Annotated in this window: 14 protein-coding genes; 13 read left to right on the top strand and 1 reads right to left on the bottom strand. The window is 73.7% G+C overall.

The genetic code is table 11. The annotated features are described in order from the left end of the window. The first annotated feature begins 12 nt into the window (after positions 1 to 12). The 7 genes from ACZ5GT_RS10880 to ACZ5GT_RS10850 all read left to right on the top strand — a co-directional run bounded on the left by ACZ5GT_RS10880 (position 13) and on the right by ACZ5GT_RS10850 (position 8,884). Positions 13 to 1,164: a uroporphyrinogen-III synthase gene (locus tag ACZ5GT_RS10880; protein ID WP_469018735.1), complete on the top strand. Its 1,152-nt coding sequence runs from the start codon at positions 13 to 15 to the stop codon at positions 1,162 to 1,164. A gap of 170 nt (positions 1,165 to 1,334) precedes the next feature. Further along, entirely contained in the window at positions 1,335 to 1,943 is a 609-nt protein-coding gene (locus ACZ5GT_RS10875) for a CGNR zinc finger domain-containing protein (RefSeq protein WP_469018732.1), read from the top strand. A 360-nt stretch (positions 1,944 to 2,303) separates the two neighbouring features. Further along, positions 2,304 to 2,825, top strand: a complete 522-nt coding sequence (locus ACZ5GT_RS10870) for a sigma-70 family RNA polymerase sigma factor (protein ID WP_010039908.1) — start codon at positions 2,304 to 2,306, stop codon at positions 2,823 to 2,825. After that, positions 2,825 to 3,634 carry an anti-sigma factor family protein gene (locus tag ACZ5GT_RS10865; protein WP_469018729.1) on the top strand — a complete coding sequence of 270 codons (810 nt, stop codon included), beginning with the start codon at positions 2,825 to 2,827 and terminating at the stop codon, positions 3,632 to 3,634. The genes ACZ5GT_RS10870 and ACZ5GT_RS10865 overlap by 1 nt, the downstream gene beginning before the upstream one ends. Before the next feature lie 566 nt (positions 3,635 to 4,200). After that, positions 4,201 to 6,507 (top strand): HelD family protein, encoded by a 2,307-nt coding sequence (locus ACZ5GT_RS10860; protein WP_469018723.1) that lies wholly within the window; start codon positions 4,201 to 4,203, stop codon positions 6,505 to 6,507. 378 nt (positions 6,508 to 6,885) lie between these two features. Then, positions 6,886 to 8,301: an NAD-dependent malic enzyme gene (locus ACZ5GT_RS10855; protein WP_469018718.1), complete on the top strand. Its 1,416-nt coding sequence runs from the start codon at positions 6,886 to 6,888 to the stop codon at positions 8,299 to 8,301. A 301-nt stretch (positions 8,302 to 8,602) separates the two neighbouring features. Next, a complete protein-coding gene (locus tag ACZ5GT_RS10850; protein WP_007382399.1) occupies positions 8,603 to 8,884 on the top strand; it encodes an HU family DNA-binding protein in 282 nt (93 codons plus the stop codon). A 107-nt stretch (positions 8,885 to 8,991) separates the two neighbouring features. On the opposite strand, the gene murA is transcribed toward ACZ5GT_RS10850, so the two are convergent. After that, complete coding sequence (murA, locus tag ACZ5GT_RS10845) at positions 8,992 to 10,338, bottom strand: UDP-N-acetylglucosamine 1-carboxyvinyltransferase (RefSeq protein WP_469018715.1); 1,347 nt, start codon at positions 10,336 to 10,338, stop codon at positions 8,992 to 8,994. 251 nt (positions 10,339 to 10,589) lie between these two features. Here murA and ACZ5GT_RS10840 point away from each other — a divergent pair, with 251 nt between their 5' ends. The 6 genes from ACZ5GT_RS10840 to ACZ5GT_RS10815 all read left to right on the top strand — a co-directional run bounded on the left by ACZ5GT_RS10840 (position 10,590) and on the right by ACZ5GT_RS10815 (position 18,879). Further along, positions 10,590 to 11,162 (top strand): YqgE/AlgH family protein, encoded by a 573-nt coding sequence (locus ACZ5GT_RS10840; protein ID WP_469018712.1) that lies wholly within the window; start codon positions 10,590 to 10,592, stop codon positions 11,160 to 11,162. A gap of 29 nt (positions 11,163 to 11,191) precedes the next feature. Further along, the gene (locus ACZ5GT_RS10835; RefSeq protein ID WP_324784140.1) at positions 11,192 to 11,473 is read left to right on the top strand and encodes a DUF3039 domain-containing protein; all 282 of its coding nucleotides are present in this window, start codon (positions 11,192 to 11,194) and stop codon (positions 11,471 to 11,473) included. Positions 11,474 to 11,736: 263 nt separating this feature from the next. Next, the gene (locus ACZ5GT_RS10830) at positions 11,737 to 13,362 is read left to right on the top strand and encodes a beta-N-acetylhexosaminidase (protein ID WP_469018709.1); all 1,626 of its coding nucleotides are present in this window, start codon (positions 11,737 to 11,739) and stop codon (positions 13,360 to 13,362) included. 254 nt (positions 13,363 to 13,616) lie between these two features. Further along, on the top strand, positions 13,617 to 14,510 hold the full coding sequence (locus ACZ5GT_RS10825; RefSeq protein WP_469018706.1) for an FAD binding domain-containing protein: 894 nt from the start codon (positions 13,617 to 13,619) through the stop codon (positions 14,508 to 14,510). Beyond that, positions 14,507 to 16,573, top strand: a complete 2,067-nt coding sequence (locus ACZ5GT_RS10820; protein ID WP_469018703.1) for a (2Fe-2S)-binding protein — start codon at positions 14,507 to 14,509, stop codon at positions 16,571 to 16,573. The genes ACZ5GT_RS10825 and ACZ5GT_RS10820 overlap by 4 nt, the downstream gene beginning before the upstream one ends. Further along, on the top strand, positions 16,570 to 18,879 hold the full coding sequence (locus tag ACZ5GT_RS10815; RefSeq protein WP_469018698.1) for a xanthine dehydrogenase family protein molybdopterin-binding subunit: 2,310 nt from the start codon (positions 16,570 to 16,572) through the stop codon (positions 18,877 to 18,879). The genes ACZ5GT_RS10820 and ACZ5GT_RS10815 overlap by 4 nt, the downstream gene beginning before the upstream one ends. Positions 18,880 to 19,026 lie beyond the last annotated feature (147 nt).

The raw sequence follows: 19,026 nt of genomic DNA, 5'->3' as shown, positions 1-19,026 counted from the left end.
GGGACGAGAGCCATGTACGACGAACAGCAGCGACCGGACCACGGCCCCCTGGCGGGCTTCACCGTGGGCGTCACGGCCGCGCGCCGCGCCGACGAACTGGGGGCGCTGCTGCAGCGACGGGGAGCCGCCGTCCTGCACGCACCCGCCCTGCGCATCGTGCCGCTCGCCGACGACGGCGAACTGCTGGCGGCGACGGAGGCCCTGATCGACCGGGCGCCGGACGTCGTGGTGGCCACCACCGCGATCGGCTTCCGCGGCTGGGTGGAGGCCGCCGAGGGCTGGGGCCTGGGCGAGCCGCTCCTGCGGCGGCTGCGGGAGGTCGAACTGCTCGCCCGCGGGCCCAAGGTGAAGGGCGCCGTCCGCGCGGCTGGGCTGACCGAGGAGTGGTCGCCGTCCAGCGAGTCCATGGCGGAGGTGCTCGACCGGCTGCTGGAGGAAGGGGTCGACGGGCGCCGCGTCGCCGTACAGCTGCACGGCGAGCCGCTGCCGGGGTTCGTGGAGTCGCTGCGGGCCGCGGGAGCGGAGGTCGTCGGGGTCCCGGTGTACCGGTGGATGCCGCCGGAGGACATCGGGCCGGTGGACCGGCTGCTGGACGCCACCGTCTCCCGCGGCCTCGACGCGCTCACCTTCACCAGCGCACCGGCGGCGGCCTCGCTGCTGTCGCGGGCCGAGGAGCGCGGGCTGCTGACGGAGCTGACCGACGCCCTCCGCCACGACGTGCTGCCGGCCTGCGTCGGCCCGGTCACCGCGCTGCCGTTGCAGTCCCGCGGCATCGACACCGTCCAGCCGGAACGGTTCCGGCTCGGCCCGCTGGTGCAGCTGCTGTGCCTGGAACTGCCCGGCCGGGCACGGGCCCTGCCGGTCGCCGGGCACCGGGTGGAGATCCGCGGGCACGCCGTGCTGGTGGACGGCGAGCTGAGGCCGGTGCCGCCGGCCGGGATGTCGCTGCTGCGGGCGCTGTCCCGGCGGCCGGGGTGGGTGGTGGCGCGGTCGGAGCTGCTGCGGGCGCTGCCGGGCGCCGGCCGCGACGAGCACGCGGTGGAGACGGCGATGGCCCGGCTGCGGACGGCACTCGGGGCGCCGAAGCTGATCCAGACGGTGGTGAAACGCGGCTACCGGCTCGCCCTGGACCCGGCCGCGGACGCGAAGTACGCCGACGCCTGACCCCGGCCGGGCTGTCGACCCGAGCGGCCCCGCGCGCCCTCGCCGGTACGAGGGGTTCCGGCGCTGTGAGCGGAGGGGCACTGTAGGAGGGAGACGGTTTCCCGGCCCCTTCACTGGCGTCCCACCGGCCCCCCGCGCGGCCGGGGTGACCCCGAGGCGGTGACAGGCACATGGCACTGGGTACGGCCACGGCCCCGTACGAGCTGCGGTTCGACGCCGGGCGGATCTGCCTCGATCTGCTCGCGACCACCCATCCCGAGGAACGGTTCGACTCCCTCGACGCGCTGCGCGCCTGGATCGCCGGAGCGGGACTCGTGCCGGACGGCACGCCGTTGGCGCACGCGGACACCGGCTGGCTCACCGCCTTCCGTGAACTACGCGACGAGGTGAGCCGGCTGGTGCACGCCGGCCTTGCGCCCGAGTCCGATTCCGAGTCCCGTCCGGCGCCCGGCGCCGCGCTCGGCCGGGTCAACGAGATCGCGCGTACGGCGCCCCCGGCCCCGCGCGCCGTGCCGGGCCGGGACGGCATGCTCGTACGGGAGTTGGACGGGCCGCCCGAGTGCGGGCAACTGCTCGGCGCGGTCGCCCGGGACGCCGTGGAGCTGCTGACGGACCCCGTCGCGCGGGCCCGGCTGCGGCAGTGCGAGGGCGACAACTGTCCGATCGTCTACCTGGATTCGTCCCGGGGGCGCAGGCGGCGCTGGTGCTCCAGCGAGGTCTGCGGGAACCGCGAACGGGTGGCCCGGCACCGGCGGCGGGCGGCGCTCACCCGTTCCTGACCCGAGGACCGACCTCCCGGGGCGCTCCTGGCGGACCGTTATGCGGCTTCTGTGAGAAGACAGTTGATGTGATGTCTGTTACATCCTGTTTACCTGTGAGGCTGTAGATGCGTCCGGCCTCCGCTCGACTCGCCGCTGTCGATGTGGCGGATATGTGAAGGTCCAGCGGTGGGAATGTGCTCCCTTGTCCCTCTCGTCACGTCACTCGCCAGAAAACTGTCGCCTCTCTTTGAACAGGCCGCGCATCCCCTGCGTACCCGTGCACGAGCGACCGACTGGGGGAACCCCCGGACACCGGAGGTGGGCGTGCGCAAGGATGCGGCCGTGGCCAATGAACGTGGATCGAGGGCCCGACATCGCATGTCCCAGCCCTCGGAACCTGACGAGGAGCTGATGCGTGCCCTGTACAGGGAACACGCCGGACCCTTGCTCGCATACGTGCTGCGCCTGGTCGCGGGAGACCGGCAGCGCGCCGAGGACGTGGTCCAGGAAACACTCATCCGTGCCTGGAAGAACGCCGGTCAGCTCAACAGGGCGACCGGATCGGTACGCCCCTGGCTGGTGACGGTCGCACGGCGCATCGTCATCGACGGCCACCGCAGCCGGCAGGCCCGGCCGCAGGAGGTCGATCCGTCGCCGCTGGAGGTCATCCCCGCGGAGGACGAGATCGACAAGGCGCTGTGGCTTATGACGTTGTCCGACGCGCTCGACGACCTGACCCCGGCCCACCGGGAAGTGCTCGTCGAGACGTACTTCAAGGGGCGTACCGTCAATGAGGCGGCCGAGACGCTGGGCATACCCAGCGGCACAGTCCGGTCCCGGGTGTTCTACGCCCTGCGTTCGATGAAGCTGGCGCTGGAGGAGCGGGGGGTGACGGCGTGATGAGTGTTTACGGGGGATTCGGAGCGAGCGGTACGGGTATGTCTGGCCCTATGCAGGGATCTCCGGTGCCGAACGAGCATGAGACCGTCGGCGCCTACGCACTCGGCATCCTCGACGACGTCGAGGCGACCGCGTTCGAAGCGCACCTCGCCGGCTGCGAGTGGTGCGCCCAGCAGCTCGACGAACTCGCCGGGATGGAGCCGATGCTGGCCGCGCTCGCGGACCTGCCGGGCTCCGGTTCGCCCGCGATCGGCGAGTCGCTGTCCGCCAAGCCCAGCCCACGGCTCGCGGAGAAGCTCGTCGACGAGGTCGTGGTGCGCCGCAAGACCAGGACCCGCCGCAACTTCTTCGCGCTCGCGGCGTCGGTCGCGCTGATCGCCGGAGGCCCGCTCGCGGTGCTCGCGGCCAGTGGCGGCTCGAACGACAACAGCGGCACCCAGGCCGCGGGACCCGCCCAGGCGGCGTTCCAGACCATGAGCGACCGGGTCTCGGCGACCGACCCGAGCACGCACGTCAGCGCGACGGTCGCGGTGGAGAAGAAGGACTGGGGCACCCACGCCGTCCTGCAGCTGAAGAACGTCAAGGGGCCGCTCAAGTGCTCCCTGATCGCCGTCGGCAAGAACGGCGAGCGCGAGACGGTGACCTCCTGGTCCGTCCCCAACTGGGGCTACGGCATCGAAGGCGCCAAGACGGAGCAGGCCCGCAACCCGCTCTACGTCCACGGCGGCGCGGCCTTCACCCCGAACCAGATCGACCACTTCGAGGTCATGACCTTCGACGGCAAGAAGCTCGTCGCGGTCGACGCGTAGCGCCTGTCCGGCGGACCGGGCGGCCGGCACGTGCCGCCTGCCGGCGGTGGACGGTGCCGTGTGTGCCGCGCGGACGGTGCGCGCCGTGACCCGGGGGAGGGCAGCGGCGCCGACCGGCCGTCGACGGTGTCGTGCGTGCTGCCGACCGGCCGTGGACGGCGCCGTGCCGCCCGCCCGCCCGTCGCGGACGGTGCGCGCCGTGACCGGGGGAGGGCAGCGGCGCCGACCGGCCGTCGACGGTGTCGTGCGTGTCGCCCGGTCGGCCGTCGATGGCGCTGTGCGTGCCGCCCGCCCGTCGCGGACGGTGCGTGCCGTGACCGGGGGAGGGCGGCGGTGCCTGTCGGCCTTGGACGGTGCCGTGCGTGCCGCCCGCCCGCCGTCGACGGCGCCGTGCGTGCCGCCGGCCGGTCGCCGACGGTGCGCGCCGCGTCCGCGGGAGGGCGGTGGTGGCTCGCCGCCCGAGTGAGCGTGGGGAGCCGGCGGCCGACGATGCCACCTCCCCGTAGCTTCCACCGGCCCCCTTCGCGTACGGTTGACGGCTGCCCAGCACGTCAGAAGGGGGCCCGGTGGCCGCTCAGGCTCAAGAATCCGCGGTCGGCTCGGTTCACGACTCCGCCCACGACTCGGTGCGTGACCGAGAGATCGACATCGAACAGGAACACCTGGACCGGGTGTACCGGCGCCTCGAGGAGAAGATCCACGAAGCCGAGTTCCTGATGAACGACGCGGCCAAGCGCGGCCAGGTGGGCACCCCCGGCGCGCTCGCCGAGCGGGACGCCCAGGTCTTCCGGGCGGGGATCCACCTCAACCGGCTCAACAGCGAGTTCGAGGACTTCCTCTTCGGCCGCATCGACCTGCTGCTCGGCAAGGACGGCAAGAAGGGCCCCGACGGCGCCTACACCGCCGTCGAGCCCGCCGAGGGCGCGGTGCGGGCCGACAACACCGCCGACATCGCCGAGACCCTGCACATCGGCCGCATCGGCGTCCTCGACCAGGACTACTCCCCGCTGGTCATCGACTGGCGGGCCCCGGCCGCGGCCCCCTTCTACCGCTCCACCCCGGTCGACCCGGGGCGGGTCGTCCGGCGCCGCGTCATCCGCTCCAAGGGCCGCAAGGTGCTCGGCGTCGAGGACGACCTCATGCGCCCGGAGCTGACGGCCTTCCTCGACGGCCGTGAGCTGCCCGTCATCGGCGACGGCGCCCTGATGGCCGCCCTCGGCCGGGCCCGCAGCCACACCATGCGGGACATCGTCGCCTCCATCCAGGCCGAGCAGGACCTGGTCATCCGCGCCCCCGCCGCCTCCGTCACCTACGTCGAGGGCGGCCCCGGCACCGGCAAGACGGCCGTCGCCCTGCACCGCGCCGCCTACCTCCTCTACCAGGACCGGCGCCGGTACGCGGGCGGCATCCTGATCGTCTCCCCGACCCCGCTGCTGGTGGCGTACACCGAGGGCGTGCTGCCCTCCCTCGGCGAGGAGGGCCAGGTCGCCATCCGGGCGGTCGGCTCACTCGTCGACGGCGCCGAGGCCACCCTGTACGACTCCCCGGCCGTGGCCCGCGCCAAGGGCTCGTCCCGCATGCTCAGGGTGCTGCGCAAGGCCGCGCGCGGAGCCCTGGAGCTGAACGGTTCGCCGGACCGGCTCCGGGTGGTCGCCTTCGGCCGCCGGCTGGAACTGGAGGCCGCGGAGCTCGACCACGTCCGGCGCACCGCCCTCGGCGGCACCGCCCCCGTCAACCTGCTGCGCCCGCGCGCCCGCCGGCTGCTCCTCGACGCGCTGTGGGCGCAGTCGGGCGCCGGCACCCGGCACACCGACCCGGAGCTGGCCGCCGAGCTGCGCTCCTCCTTCGACGAGGACATCACCTCCGAGGACTCCTTCACCGAGTTCCTCGACGCCTGGTGGCCGGAGCTGACGCCGGGGGACGTGCTGGCGGCGATGGCGGACGAGAGACGGCTCGGCCGCTGGGCCCGACGCGTCCTCAACCCCGGCGAGGTCCGCAGGGTCGCCCGCTCGCTCCGGCGCGAGGGCCACACCGCGCACGACATCGCCCTGCTGGACGAGCTGCACGCGATCCTCGGCGTCCCGGCCCGCCCGAAGCGCCGGCGCGAGCTGGACCCGCTGGACCAGCTGACCGGACTGGAGGAACTGATGCCGGTCCGCGAGGAGTCGCAGCGCGAGCGGGCCGAGCGGCTGGCGCAGGAGCGCACCGAGTACGCGCACGTCATCGTCGACGAGGCCCAGGACCTCACGCCGATGCAGTGGCGCATGGTCGGCCGCCGCGGCCGGCACGCCACCTGGACGGTCGTCGGCGACCCGGCGCAGTCGTCCTGGTCGGACGTCGACGAGGCGGCCGAGGCCCGCGACGAGGCCCTCGGCACCCGTCCGCGCCGCCGCTTCACGCTCACCGTGAACTACCGCAACCCCTCCGAGATCGCCGAACTGGCGGCCAAGGTGCTGGCCCTCGCCATGCCGGGAGCGCAGGCCCCGTCCGCCGTCCGCTCCACGGGCGTGCGGCCCCGCTTCACCGTGGCGCGCGAGACGCTGGGCGAGACGGTCCGCGCGGAGGCCGCCCGGCTGCTGGACCTCGTCGACGGCACGGTGGGCGTCGTGGTCGCCATGAACCGGCGCGCGGAGGCGGCCCGCTGGCTGACCGGGCTGGGTGACCGGGTGGTGCCGCTGGGCAGCCTGGAGGCCAAGGGCCTGGAGTACGACGCGACGGTCGTCGTCTCCCCGGCCGAGATCGCCGACGAGTCCCCGGCCGGCCTGCGGGTGCTGTACGTCGCCCTGACCCGGGCGACCCAGCAGCTGACCGTCGTATCGGGGGAGCGGGACGAGCCGGACGCGTCCGGGATCCCGGATCTGCTGAGGGACTGAGGACATCCGCTCGGGGAACGAAGGGATCCGTTCAGGGACCGAGAGAAGGAACTCGCCGTACGGGAATGGCCATCCGGGATCCGTTTGTTAGCCTGGGTGTGGCACCGGCCCGATCCAAGCCCCCGGGCCCAACCTTCGTCGCTACGAGCGACCACTTGCCGCGAGGCGAGCATGGCGGGTCGGTGTCATAGACCGCAGAAGAGGTCCGCGTCCACTCCGGCGCGGACCTCTTCGCGTTCTCCCGTTCCCCCGCCCCGGTCAGAGGGGCCCGCTGTGAACAAAACGTCCGCAATCCCGTCCCGCTAACGCCTACTCGGCAGTAGGTGCGACGATCGGACGGCATACAGCGTCACCCGGTGAAAGCAGAGGAAGTCGGTCATGGCAACGGCGCCCAGCGTCTCCTACTCGATGACGGTCCGGCTGGAGGTGCCCGCGAGCGGAACCGCCGTCTCGCAGCTCACCACCGCTGTGGAGTCCTCCGGAGGCTCGGTGACCGGCCTCGACGTGACCGCGTCCGGCCACGAGAAGCTGCGCATCGACGTCACCATCGCGGCCACCTCCACCGCGCACGCCGAGGAGATCGTCGAGGAGCTGCGCGGCATCGAGGGCGTCACGCTCGGCAAGGTCTCGGACCGTACCTTCCTGATGCACCTCGGCGGCAAGATCGAGATGGCGTCGAAGCACCCGATCCGCAACCGCGACGACCTCTCCATGATCTACACGCCCGGTGTGGCCCGCGTCTGCATGGCCATCGCCGAGAACCCCGAGGACGCCCGCCGCCTGACCATCAAGCGCAACTCCGTTGCGGTCGTGACCGACGGTTCGGCCGTGCTGGGCCTGGGCAACATCGGCCCGAAGGCCGCGCTGCCGGTCATGGAGGGCAAGGCCGCCCTCTTCAAGCGGTTCGCCGGCATCGACGCCTGGCCGATCTGCCTCGACACCCAGGACTCCGACGCGATCGTCGAGATAGTGAAGGCCATCGCCCCGGGCTTCGCCGGCATCAACCTCGAGGACATCTCCGCCCCGCGCTGCTTCGAGATCGAGGCCCGGCTGCGCGAGGCCCTCGACATCCCCGTCTTCCACGACGACCAGCACGGCACCGCGATCGTCGTCCTGGCCGCGCTGAAGAACGCGCTGCGCTGCACCGGCAAGGCGATCGAGGCCATCAGGGTCGTGATGTCCGGCGCCGGCGCGGCCGGCACGGCCATCCTGAAGCTGCTGCTGGCCGCGGGCGTGAAGAACGCCGTCGTCGCCGACATCCACGGTGTGGTGCACGCCGGCCGCGAGGACCTGGTCCGGGCCGCCGCCGACTCGCCGCTGCGCTGGATCGCCGACAACACCAACCCCGAGGGCCTGACCGGCACCCTGAAGGAAGCGGTGCGCGGCGCCGACGTGTTCATCGGCGTCTCCGCCCCGAACGTCCTGGACGGCGGCGACGTGGCCGCGATGGCCGACGGCGCGATCGTGTTCGCGCTCGCGAACCCGGACCCCGAGATCGACCCGGCGGTCGCCCGGCAGACCGCCGCCGTCGTGGCCACCGGCCGCTCCGACTTCCCCAACCAGATCAACAACGTGCTGGTCTTCCCCGGCGTCTTCCGCGGCCTGCTGGACGCCCAGTCCCGCACGGTCAACACGGAGATGATGCTGGCGGCGGCGACCGCGCTGGCGGAGGTGGTGACCGAGGACGAGCTGAACCCCAACTACATCATTCCGAGCGTCTTCAACGACAAGGTCGCGGGTGCCGTGGCCGGCGCGGTGCGGGAGGCGGCGAAGGCGGCGGCCGCCGTGTCGTAGGCGTGCCGCATCGGTGCCGTACGGTGCCGGGGCTGTGAGCATCGCCACCCCCGGCCCGCCCCGGCGCGTCGCGGAACCGAGCCCCGACGGCCGCACTCTAGGGTTGCGGGCACGCGCGAGCCTTTCCGTGTGACTCCCCAGGGTGGTTGCACGACTCCTACGGGTGCGCGGATTGGCTTTCCCGCCGCAGGTAGGGGCAGGATGCGTCCCTGGGCGCGAGCGCATCGGCTTTCACAGCGCCTGACATGCGGCTCCGCCGCGTGGCACGCCTCAACGGCAAGAAGAACACGGGAGTAAGAACATGAACCGCAGTGAGCTGGTGGCCGCGCTGGCCGACCGTGCCGAGGTGACCCGCAAGGACGCCGACGCCGTTCTGGCCGCGTTCGCCGAGACCGTCGGCGAGATCGTCGCCAAGGGCGACGAGAAGGTCACCATCCCCGGCTTCCTGACCTTCGAGCGCACCCACCGTGCCGCTCGCACCGCGCGCAACCCGCAGACCGGCGACCCGATCCAGATCCCGGCCGGTTACAGCGTGAAGGTGTCCGCGGGCTCCAAGCTCAAGGAAGCCGCCAAGGGCAAGTAGTCACCCCGCCGGCGTGTCCCGGGACGACGCGCCAGGCCCTGTAGACGCCAATGGGGCGGCCACCCGGTCGGGTGGCCGCCCCATCGTCCGTGTCGTCGCCCGCTTCCCTAGCCGAGCGCCTTGCCCGGCAGCTCCACCTTCGCGCCCAGCTCGACGAGCTTCTCCATGAAGTTCTCGTAGCCGCGGTTGATCAGGTCGATGCCGTGCACGCGGGAGGTGCCCTGGGCCGCGAGCGCGGCGATCAGGTACGAGAACCCGCCGCGCAGGTCGGGGATGACCAGGTCGGCGCCCTGGAGCTTGGTGGGCCCCGAGACGACCGCCGAGTGCAGGAAGTTGCGCTGCCCGAAGCGGCAGTCGGAGCCGCCCAGGCACTCGCGGTAGAGCTGGATGTGGGCGCCCATCTGGTTGAGCGCGGAGGTGAAGCCGAGCCGGGACTCGTAGACCGTCTCGTGGATGATGGACAGGCCGGTCGCCTGGGTGAGCGCCACCACCAGCGGCTGCTGCCAGTCCGTCTGGAAGCCGGGGTGCACGTCCGTCTCCAGGGCGATGGACTTCAGCTGCCCGCCCGGGTGCCAGAACCGGATGCCCTCGTCGTCGATCTCGAAGGCGCCGCCCACCTTGCGGTAGGTGTTGAGGAACGTCATCATCGAGCGCTGCTGGGCGCCGCGGACGTAGATGTCGCCCTCGGTCGCGAGCGCCGCGGACGCCCAGGAGGCGGCCTCCAGGCGGTCGGGCAGGGCGCCGTGGTTGTAGCCGCCGAGCCGGTCCACACCGGTGATGCGGATCGTGCGGTCGGTGTCCATCGCGATGATCGCGCCCATTTTCTGCAGGACGCAGATCAGGTCCTCGATCTCCGGCTCGACGGCCGCGTTCGACAGCTCCGTCACGCCCTCGGCGAGGACGGCCGTCAGCAGCACCTGCTCGGTCGTGCCGACGGACGGGTACGGCAGCCGGATCTTCGTGCCGCGCAGCCGCTGCGGCGCCTCCAGGTACTGCCCGTCGGCCCGCTTCTCGATCTTCGCGCCGAACTGGCGCAGCACGTCGAAGTGGAAGTCGATGGGCCGGCCGCCGATGTCGCAGCCGCCGAGGCCGGGGATGAACGCGTGCCCGAGCCGGTGCAGCAGCGGGCCGCAGAACAGGATCGGGATGCGGCTCGACCCCGCGTGGGCATCGATGTCGGCGACGTTCGCGCTCTCGACGTGGGTCGGATCGAGCACCAGCTCGCCCGGCTCCTCACCTGGACGGACCGTCACCCCGTGCAGCTGCAGCAGACCGCGTACGACACGCACGTCACGGATGTCCGGCACGTTGCGCAGTCGACTCGGCCCACTGCCCAGCAGGGCGGCGACCATGGCCTTCGGTACGAGGTTCTTCGCACCGCGGACACGGATCTCGCCCTCCAGCGGGGTTCCGCCGTGGACAAGCAGTACGTCGTCATTGCCGTTGACGGTCATGTATCTCGCGTTCCGATGAGTGGGGCAGGGCCAGAAGGGAAAGGGTAATCGCCGCCCACCCCCCTTCAGTAAGCCCGAGAACGACCCAGCCTTGTCATAGCTGTGTCACAACACGAACCGTTCCCCGCCGGGCACACGCGGTCACCACCCCGTTCGTGCGCCCGGCGTGCTCCGAACCGTCCTGAGGTGCACTCACCCCCTTACCCGCATTGCCTCCCCACTCCGGCGGAAGATGCGGGATCATGTCTGGCATGACCGAGGTGTCCTCGCTCACAGGGCGGCTGCTCGTGGCAACGCCCGCCCTGGCGGACCCGAACTTCGACCGTGCGGTGGTGCTCCTTCTCGACCACGACGAGGAGGGTTCCCTCGGTGTCGTCCTCAACCGTCCGACCCCGGTGGACGTGGGCGACATCCTGGAGGGCTGGGCGGACCTCGCCGGCGAACCCGGCGTCGTCTTCCAGGGCGGCCCGGTGTCGCTGGACTCGGCCCTCGGCGTGGCCGTCATCCCGGGCGGGGCGGCCGGGGAACGGGCCCCGCTGGGCTGGCGCCGGGTGCACGGCGCGATCGGCCTCGTCGACCTGGAGGCGCCGCCGGAGCTGCTCGCCTCGGCCCTCGGCTCCCTGCGGATCTTCGCCGGGTACGCCGGCTGGGGCCCGGGGCAACTGGAGGACGAGCTGGCGGAGGGCGCCTGGTACGTCGTCGAGTCCGAGCCCGGCGACGTCTCCTCGCCGTCCCCGGAGCGGCTCTGGCGCGAGGTGCTGCGCCGCCAGCGCAGCGAACTGGCGATGGTGGCCACGTACCCGGACGACCCTTCGCTCAACTGATGGGTGTGAGCTTCAGTACTCTTGGCGGCATGAGCACTCTCGAGCCCGAGCGCGGGACTGGTACGGGGACCCTCGTAGAGCCGACACCGCAGGTGTCGCACGGCGACGGCGACCACGAGCGCTTCGCCCACTACGTCCAGAAGGACAAGATCATGGCGAGCGCTCTCGACGGCACTCCCGTCGTGGCGCTGTGCGGCAAGGTGTGGGTGCCGGGCCGCGACCCGAAGAAGTACCCCGTGTGCCCCATGTGCAAGGAGATCTACGAGTCCATGGGCAGCGGCGGCGACGACAAGGGCGACGGCGGCAAGTAGCCCGTACCGCCAGACGTTCGCGAGCCCCCCGGAGCGCGGTTCCGCGCGCCCCGGGGGGTCTTCGTGTCTCCTGGCGGCGAAGTGGTCGAGACCTCTTGTGGGCGGGTTCCCGCACTCCGTAGCCTCCGTAGGGCCTCTGTGACGCGAAGCGAGTCTCGGTGGCGCGAAGCGAGCCTCCGTGGCGCGAAGCGGGCCTCGGTGGCGGTAGGCGGCACGGCGGCGACCGGTCTCCGGGCCGGTCGGAGCGGTGAAGGGCTGACGCGGTGGACCTGATTCCCGAACCCCGGCAGGCGACGGCCCACCCGGACCGCTTCCTCGAACTCGGCCCCGCCACCGCGCTGGCCGCCGGGGCCGGCACGGAGCGGACGGAACGCTGGCTGCGCGCGACGCTGGGCGCGGCCACCGGCCTGCCGCTGCCTCCCGGGGACCCGGACGCCCCCGGCACGATCCGCCTGTCCGTCCACCCGCGGGTCACCGAGGACCTCGGCGCCGAGGGCTACCGGCTCGCCGTCACGCCGGCCGGCGCGCACCTCGCGGGCGGCGGCCCCGCCGGGGTCTTCTGGGGCGCCCAGACGCTGCGGCAACTGCTGGACCCGGACGCCTTCCGGCGCGCCCCCCTGCCCGGCCGGCGGTGGCGCCTTCCCCTCACGCACATCGAGGACTCGCCCCGTTTCGGCTGGCGCGGCCTCCTGCTCGACGTCGCCCGGCACTTCATGCCCAAGGACGACGTGCTGCGCCACCTCGACCTGATGGCCGCGCACAAACTCAACGTCCTGCACTTCCACCTGACGGACGACCAGGGCTGGCGGCTCGAAATCTTGCGGTACCCGGAACTGACCCGGACCGGCTCCTGGCGGGCGCGCACGAGATTCGGCCACCGCGCCTCGCCGCTGTGGGAGCGGAAGCCGCACGGCGGTTTCTACCCGCAGGACGACATCCGGGAGATCGTCGCCTACGCGGCCGAGCGGCACATCACCGTCGTCCCCGAGATCGACGTGCCCGGCCACTCGCAGGCCGCCATCGCCGCGTACCCGGAACTCGGCAACACCGACGTCGTCGACACCGCCGCCCTCTCCGTCTGGGACGACTGGGGGATCTCCCCGAACGTACTCGCCCCCACCGACGCCACCGTCCGGTTCTACGAAGGCGTCTTCGAAGAGGTGCTCGACCTCTTCCCCTCGCGGTTCGTCCACGTCGGAGGCGACGAATGCGTCAAGGACCAGTGGCGGCGGTCCCCGGCCGCGCAGGCGCGCATCAGGGAACTCGGGCTCGCCGGCGAGGACGGGCTGCAGGCGTGGTTCATCGGGCACTTCGACGCGTGGCTGTCCGCGCGCGGGCGCCGGCTGATCGGCTGGGACGAGATCCTCCAGGGCGGCCTCGCCGAGGGCACGGCGGTGTCGTCGTGGCGCGGGTACGCGGGCGGGGTCGCCGCCGCGCGCGCCGGCCACGACGTCGTGATGTGCCCCGAGCAGTACGTGTACCTGGACTACCGTCAGGCGCCGGGCGAGGACGAGCCGGTGCCCATCGGGTACGTGCGCACCCTGGAGGACGTCTACCGCTTCGAGCCGGTCCCGCCGCAGCTCACCGAGGCGGAGGCCCGCCACGTGCTGGGCACCCAGGCCAACGTGTGGACCGAGGTGATGGAGGACCGCGCCCGCGTGGACTACCAGACGTTCCCGCGGCTCGCGGCCTTCGCCGAGGTGGCCTGGAGCCGCCTGCCGGCCCCCGGGCAGCGCGACTTCGCCGGCTTCGAGCGGCGAATGGCCGTACATTATCGGCGACTTGACGCCCTGGGGGTCGCCTATCGGCCGCCCGCCGGACCGCGGCCGTGGCAGCGGCGTCCCGGCGTTCCCGGGCGGCCGGTCGAGGGTCCGCCGCCGAACAGGTAGCCGACCTCTCGAACGGGGACGGGAAAACCGTCGCAAGCATCACCGAAGGGTGCCAACCGGATTGCTCGGGTGATGCGGTGTGAAAACGGACCATCTCCCAGGCGAGGCGGGCGAATGCCTCCTAGCGGACCCCCGTCTTCGGGCCCTGCGAAGATGTGCCAGAGTTGCCACGTCCGCCCTGTCGGCACGTACCGTACGGCGCAACAGGCGGGACCAGCTGGGACCAGGTGGGGCAGCGGGAAGGGGCAGCCGGGTTGACCATGCACGCACCGCAGGCGGCGCAGGCCGTGACGCTGCCCGCGACGCTGGACGAGGCCGTGGCGGCGCTCACCGCCATGCCGGCCGCCGTGCCCGTCGCGGGTGGTACCGATCTCATGGCCGCCGTCAACTCCGGGCAGCTCAGACCCGCCGCGCTGGTCGGCCTCGGCCGGATCAGCGAGATCCGCGGCTGGCAGTACCAGGACGGCCACGCCCTGCTCGGCGCGGGCCTCACCCACGCGCGCATGGGCCGGCCCGACTTCGCCGCGCTCATCCCGGCGCTCGCCGCCTCCGCGCGCGCGGCGGGCCCGCCGCAGATCCGCAACGCCGGCACCCTCGGGGGCAACATCGCCTCCGCCGCGCCCACCGGGGACGCGCTGCCGGTGCTGGCCGCCCTGGAGGCGACGCTGATCATCGCGGGCCCGGGCGGAGCCCGCCGGGAACTCCCGGTCTCGCACCTGCTGGCCGGCGTCGACATGCTGCGCGGCGGCGAACTCATCGGCTACGTGCGGGTGCCGCTGCTGCACGCCCCGCAGGTCTTCCTCAAGGCCACCGGGCGCACCGGCCCCGGGCGCGCCGTCGCGTCCGTCGCGCTGGTCCTCGACCCGGCCCGGCGCGGCGTCCGGTGTGCCGTCGGCGCCATAGCGCCGATGCCGCTGCGGCCGCTCGAGGCCGAGCACTGGGTCGCCCGGCTGATCGACTGGGACAACAACCGCGCGATCGTCCCGGAGGCGCTGGGCGCCTTCGGCGAGTACGTCGCCGCGGCCTGCATCCCCGACCCGGTCCCGGAGGCGGACGGCTCCGTGCCGCAGCTTCCGCCCGCCGTACTGCACCTGCGGCGCACCGTCGCCGCGCTGGCCCGACGAGCACTGGGGAGGGCGCTGTCGTGACCGACGACCAGCACGGACAGGACGCGCCCCAGGGCAGCGCGGGCCGCTGGGACCCGCTGCCCCAGGGCGACTACGACGACGGCGCCACCGCCTTCGTGAAGCTCCCCGAGGGCGGCATCGACGAGCTGCTCGCCGCCTACGACACCCCCCTCGCCGCGCCGGGCCACGGCTACGTGCCCCCGCAGATAGCGGTCGACCCCGCCCCTGGCGCCGGGTCCGACCCCGCTGCGCCCGGCGCGTGGGCGGCGCCGGCCGACGGCGCCCCGTGGCCCGACCCGAACGCCGCCGCCCAGGGCGCGCCGGACGACCGGTTCACGTACCACCCGGGTGCCACGCAGCAGTGGAACTTCGGCGACAACGCCGGCCACGAGGCCCCGCCCGCCCCGCAGCCCGTGCCCGGCCAGGACGTGACCGGGGAGTGGTCGATCCCCGTCGCCGGGGGCGACCTCCCGGACGAATCGGGCGAGTTCACCACGTCGTCGCTGGTCCAGCAGTGGGGCGGCACGCCCCCGGCCACCCTGCCCGGCGGCGCGCCCGCGCCCTGGGCGACCGAGGGCGCGGGCCAGGCGTGGGGCGCCGCAGTCGAGGGCGCCACGGACGAGCGGACGGCCCCGCACACCGATCCCCGGCAGCCGCACGACCCGTACGACCCGCACCGGCAGCCCGGTCACGCACCACCGCCGGGTGCCGGGTACGCGCAGCCGCAGGCGGACACCGGATACGCCTACGGGACGCCCGACCCGAGCCCCGACGCCGCCCAGCCGGTAGCGGACGCCCCGGCCGGGCACGCCGCCCCCACCGGGCACGCCCCCGCGGTACCGGAGCACCCCGCGCACGAGCACCCGACCGCACCCGGGGAGCAGGACCCCGGGGCGCACGCGGCGGCGGAGGCGGCGGCCCGGGCCGCCCAGGTCGCCGAGGCGGTCCAGAAAGCCGCACAGCGGGCCCAGGAGGTCGCTGGGGCCACTGAGGCGGCGGAGGCCGCACAAGGCGCTGCCGAGGCCGCTGAAGGGGCCGTGCAGCCCTTCACGGAGCCGCCCGCGGAACAGCCGGCCGAGGAACCGTCGGCCGTGGAGCAGTCGGCCGACGAGCCTTCGGCCGGGGAACCGCCGACAGGGGATCAGGCCGGGGCAGCGGACGAAACCGCCGCGACCGCGCAGGAGGCCCCGGAACCCGACGGCCCCCCGCAGGCCCCCACCGACCCCAGCCCGGCCGACTCCCCGGACCAAGCGGACGGCACGGATCACGCGGACGGCACGGATCACGCGGACGGCACGGATCACGCGGACCACGCGGACGGCACGGCCGGTCCGGCGGACGCGGCCGCCACCGACGGCGGACCGGCGCCCGTGCCCATGGGCGAGGAACACCCGCTCGCGTCCTACGTCCTTCGGGTGAACGGCGCCGAGCGCCCCGTCGCCGACGCCTGGATCGGCGAGTCGCTGCTCTACGTGCTGCGCGAACGGCTCGGTCTCGCGGGCGCCAAGGACGGCTGCTCGCAGGGCGAGTGCGGCGCGTGCAGCGTCCAGGTCGACGGACGGCTCGTCGCGTCCTGCCTGGTGCCCGCCGTGACGGCCGCCGGCAGCGAGGTCCGCACCGTCGAGGGGCTCGCCGTCGACGGGCAGCCCTCCGACGTGCAGCGGGCGCTGGCCCGGTGCGGCGCGGTGCAGTGCGGCTTCTGCGTGCCCGGCATGGCCATGACGGTGCACGACCTGCTGGAGGGCAACCCGTCACCGACCGAGCTGGAGACCCGCCAGGCGCTGTGCGGCAACCTGTGCCGCTGCTCCGGCTACCGGGGCGTCGTCGACGCGGTCCAGGAGGTCGTCGCCGAACGCGAGGCGCACGCCGCGGCCGACGACGTGCCGGACCCCCGGCCGAACACCGAGACGAACCCCGGCACGCACGCCGGGGCGCACGCCGACGAGGCGCGCATCCCGCACCAGGCGGGCCCCGGGGCCGGCGGCGTCAACCCGTCGGCGTTCGAGTCACCCGGATCACCCGGATCACCGGGATCACCCGGACCGCATGACCAGGCGTACGGACAGGACGGAGGCCAGGCGTGAGCAACGAAGCCGCCACCGCGACCACCGCCGCGGAGGCAGCACCCGCCCCGGAGCCGATCCCGCACGGCCTCGGCGCCTCCCTGCCGGCCGCCGACGCCCGGGCCAAGACCGAGGGCACGTTCCCGTACGCGGCCGACCTGTGGGCCGAGGGCCTGCTGTGGGCCGCCGTCCTGCGCTCGCCGCACGCGCACGCGCGCATCGTGTCCATCGACACCTCCCACGCGCGCGAGATGCCCGGCGTGCGGGCCGTCGTCACGCACGAGGACGTCCCCGGCGCCCCGCTGCACGGCCGCGGCAAGGCCGACCGCCCGGTCTTCGCCTCCGAGGTCGTACGCCACCACGGCGAGCCCATCGCCGCCGTCGCCGCCGACCACCCCGACACCGCGCGCATGGCCGCCGCCGCCGTCATCGTCGAGTACGAGGTGCTCGACCCGGTGACCGACCCCGAGCAGGCCTTCGAGGCGGAGCCGCTGCACCCCGACGGCAACCTGATCCGGCACATCCCGCTGCGCCACGGCGACCCGGAGGCGGTCGGCGAGGTCGTCGCCGAGGGCCTGTACCGCATCGGCCGCCAGGACCCCGCCCCGATCGGCGCCGAGGCCGGCCTCGCCGTGCCGCGCCCCGACGGCGGCGTCGAGCTGTACCTGGCCTCCACCGACCCGCACGCCGACCGCGACGCGCTCGCCGCCTGCTACGGGCTGGCACCCGAACAGGTGAAGATCGTCGTCACCGGCGTGCCCGGCGCGACGGCCGACCGCGAGGACCAGGGCTTCCAGCTCCCGCTGGGCCTGCTGGCGCTGAAGACCGGCTGCCCGGTGAAGCTGACGGCGACCCGCGAGGAGTCGTTCCTCGGCCACGTCCACCGGCACCCCACCCTGCTGCGCTACCGCCACCACGCCGACGCCGAGGGCCGGCTGGTGAAGGTCGAGGCGCAGATCCTGCTCGACGCGGGCGCGTACGCGGACACCTCGTCCGAGGCGCTGGCCGCCGCGGTCGCCTTCGCCTGCGGCCCGTACGTCGTGCCGAACGCCTTCATCGAGGGCTGGGCGGTACGCACCAACAACCCGCCCTCCGGGCATGTGCGCGGCGAGGGCGCGATGCAGGTGTGCGCCGCCTACGAGGCGCAGATGGACAAGCTGGCGAAGAAGCTCGGCGTCGACCCGGCGGAGCTGCGGCTGCGCAACGTGCTGGCCACCGGGGACGTGCTCCCCACCGGCCAGACGGTGACCTGCCCGGCCCCCGTCGCCGAACTCCTGGAGGCGGTACGGGACTTCCCGCTGCCGCCGCTGCCCAAGGACACGCCCGAGGACGAGTGGCTGCTGCCCGGCGGCCCAGAGGGCGCGGGCGAACCGGGCGCGGTGCGCCGGGGCGTGGGCTACGGCGTGGGCATGGTGCACATGCTCGGCGCGGAGGGCGCCGACGAGGTGTCCACGGCGACCGTCCGCGTCCAGGACGGCGTCGCGACCGTGCTGTGCGCGGCCGTCGAGACCGGCCAGGGCTTCACCACGCTGGCGCGGCAGATCGTGCAGGAGACCCTGGGCGTCGACGAGGTGCACGTGGCCCCGGTCGACACCGACCAGCCTCCCGCGGGCGCGGGCTGCCGCGGCCGCCACACGTGGGTGTCCGGCGGCGCGGTGGAACGCGCGGCGAAGATGGTCCGCACCCAGCTCCTGCAGCCCCTGGCGCACAAGTTCGGCATGTCCACCGAACTGCTGCAGATCACCGACGGCAAGATCACGTCGTACGACGGCGTCCTGTCGACCACCGTCACCGAGGCCCTGGACGGCAAGGAGCTGTGGGCGACCGCCCAGTGCCGCCCGCACCCCACGGAGCCGCTGGACGGCTCCGGCCAGGGCGACGCCTTCGTGGGCCTGGCGTTCTGCGCGGTCCGCGCGGTCGTCGACGTCGACGTCGAGCTGGGCTCGGTGCGGGTGGTGGAGCTGGCGCTGGCGCAGGACGTGGGCCGGGTGCTGAATCCGGCCCAGTTGCACGCGCGCATCGAGGCGGGCGTCACCCAGGGCGTGGGCATCGCGCTCACCGAGAACCTCCGCACCGGCCGGGGCCTGATCCGCCATCCCGACCTCACCGGCTACGCCCTCCCGACGGCCCTGGACGCGCCCGACATCCGCATCGTCAAACTCGTCGAGGAGCGGGACGTGGTCGCCCCGTTCGGCGCCAAGGCGGTCAGCGCGGTGCCGGTCGTCACGTCCCCGGCTGCCATCGCCTCCGCGGTCCGCGCCGCCACCGGCCGCCCGGTCAACCGCCTCCCCATCCGCCCCCAGGCGGCGGTGGTGACGGGGCAGTGAGCGGACGGAGCGGACCGGACTCGCGGCGGAGGCAACGCGCCGCGGCCGCCTGACGTCTTCCCCCGGGGGCCGGTCGGTCCGTGGGCCGTTGGCCCGTGGGGCGTAAGTCATCGGGCCGTAAGTCGGTGGGGCGTTGTCAGTGGGGCG

The organism is Streptomyces sp. NPDC031340 (genome assembly GCF_055569945.1).
This window is presented reverse-complemented; position numbering and strand designations above follow the sequence as displayed.

Excerpts from the sequence above, each read along its gene's own strand:
- ACZ5GT_RS10850 (WP_007382399.1), top strand. The coding sequence starts at position 8,603 with ATGAACCGCAGTGAGCTGGTGGCCGCGCTGGCCGACCGTGCCGAGGTG.
- murA (WP_469018715.1), bottom strand. The coding sequence starts at position 10,338 with ATGACCGTCAACGGCAATGACGACGTACTGCTTGTCCACGGCGGAACC.
- ACZ5GT_RS10835 (WP_324784140.1), top strand. The coding sequence starts at position 11,192 with ATGAGCACTCTCGAGCCCGAGCGCGGGACTGGTACGGGGACCCTCGTA.
- ACZ5GT_RS10865 (WP_469018729.1), top strand. The coding sequence starts at position 2,825 with ATGAGTGTTTACGGGGGATTCGGAGCGAGCGGTACGGGTATGTCTGGC.
- ACZ5GT_RS10880 (WP_469018735.1), top strand. The coding sequence starts at position 13 with ATGTACGACGAACAGCAGCGACCGGACCACGGCCCCCTGGCGGGCTTC.
- ACZ5GT_RS10875 (WP_469018732.1), top strand. The coding sequence starts at position 1,335 with ATGGCACTGGGTACGGCCACGGCCCCGTACGAGCTGCGGTTCGACGCC.
- ACZ5GT_RS10870 (WP_010039908.1), top strand. The coding sequence starts at position 2,304 with ATGTCCCAGCCCTCGGAACCTGACGAGGAGCTGATGCGTGCCCTGTAC.
- ACZ5GT_RS10855 (WP_469018718.1), top strand. The coding sequence starts at position 6,886 with ATGGCAACGGCGCCCAGCGTCTCCTACTCGATGACGGTCCGGCTGGAG.
- ACZ5GT_RS10840 (WP_469018712.1), top strand. The coding sequence starts at position 10,590 with ATGACCGAGGTGTCCTCGCTCACAGGGCGGCTGCTCGTGGCAACGCCC.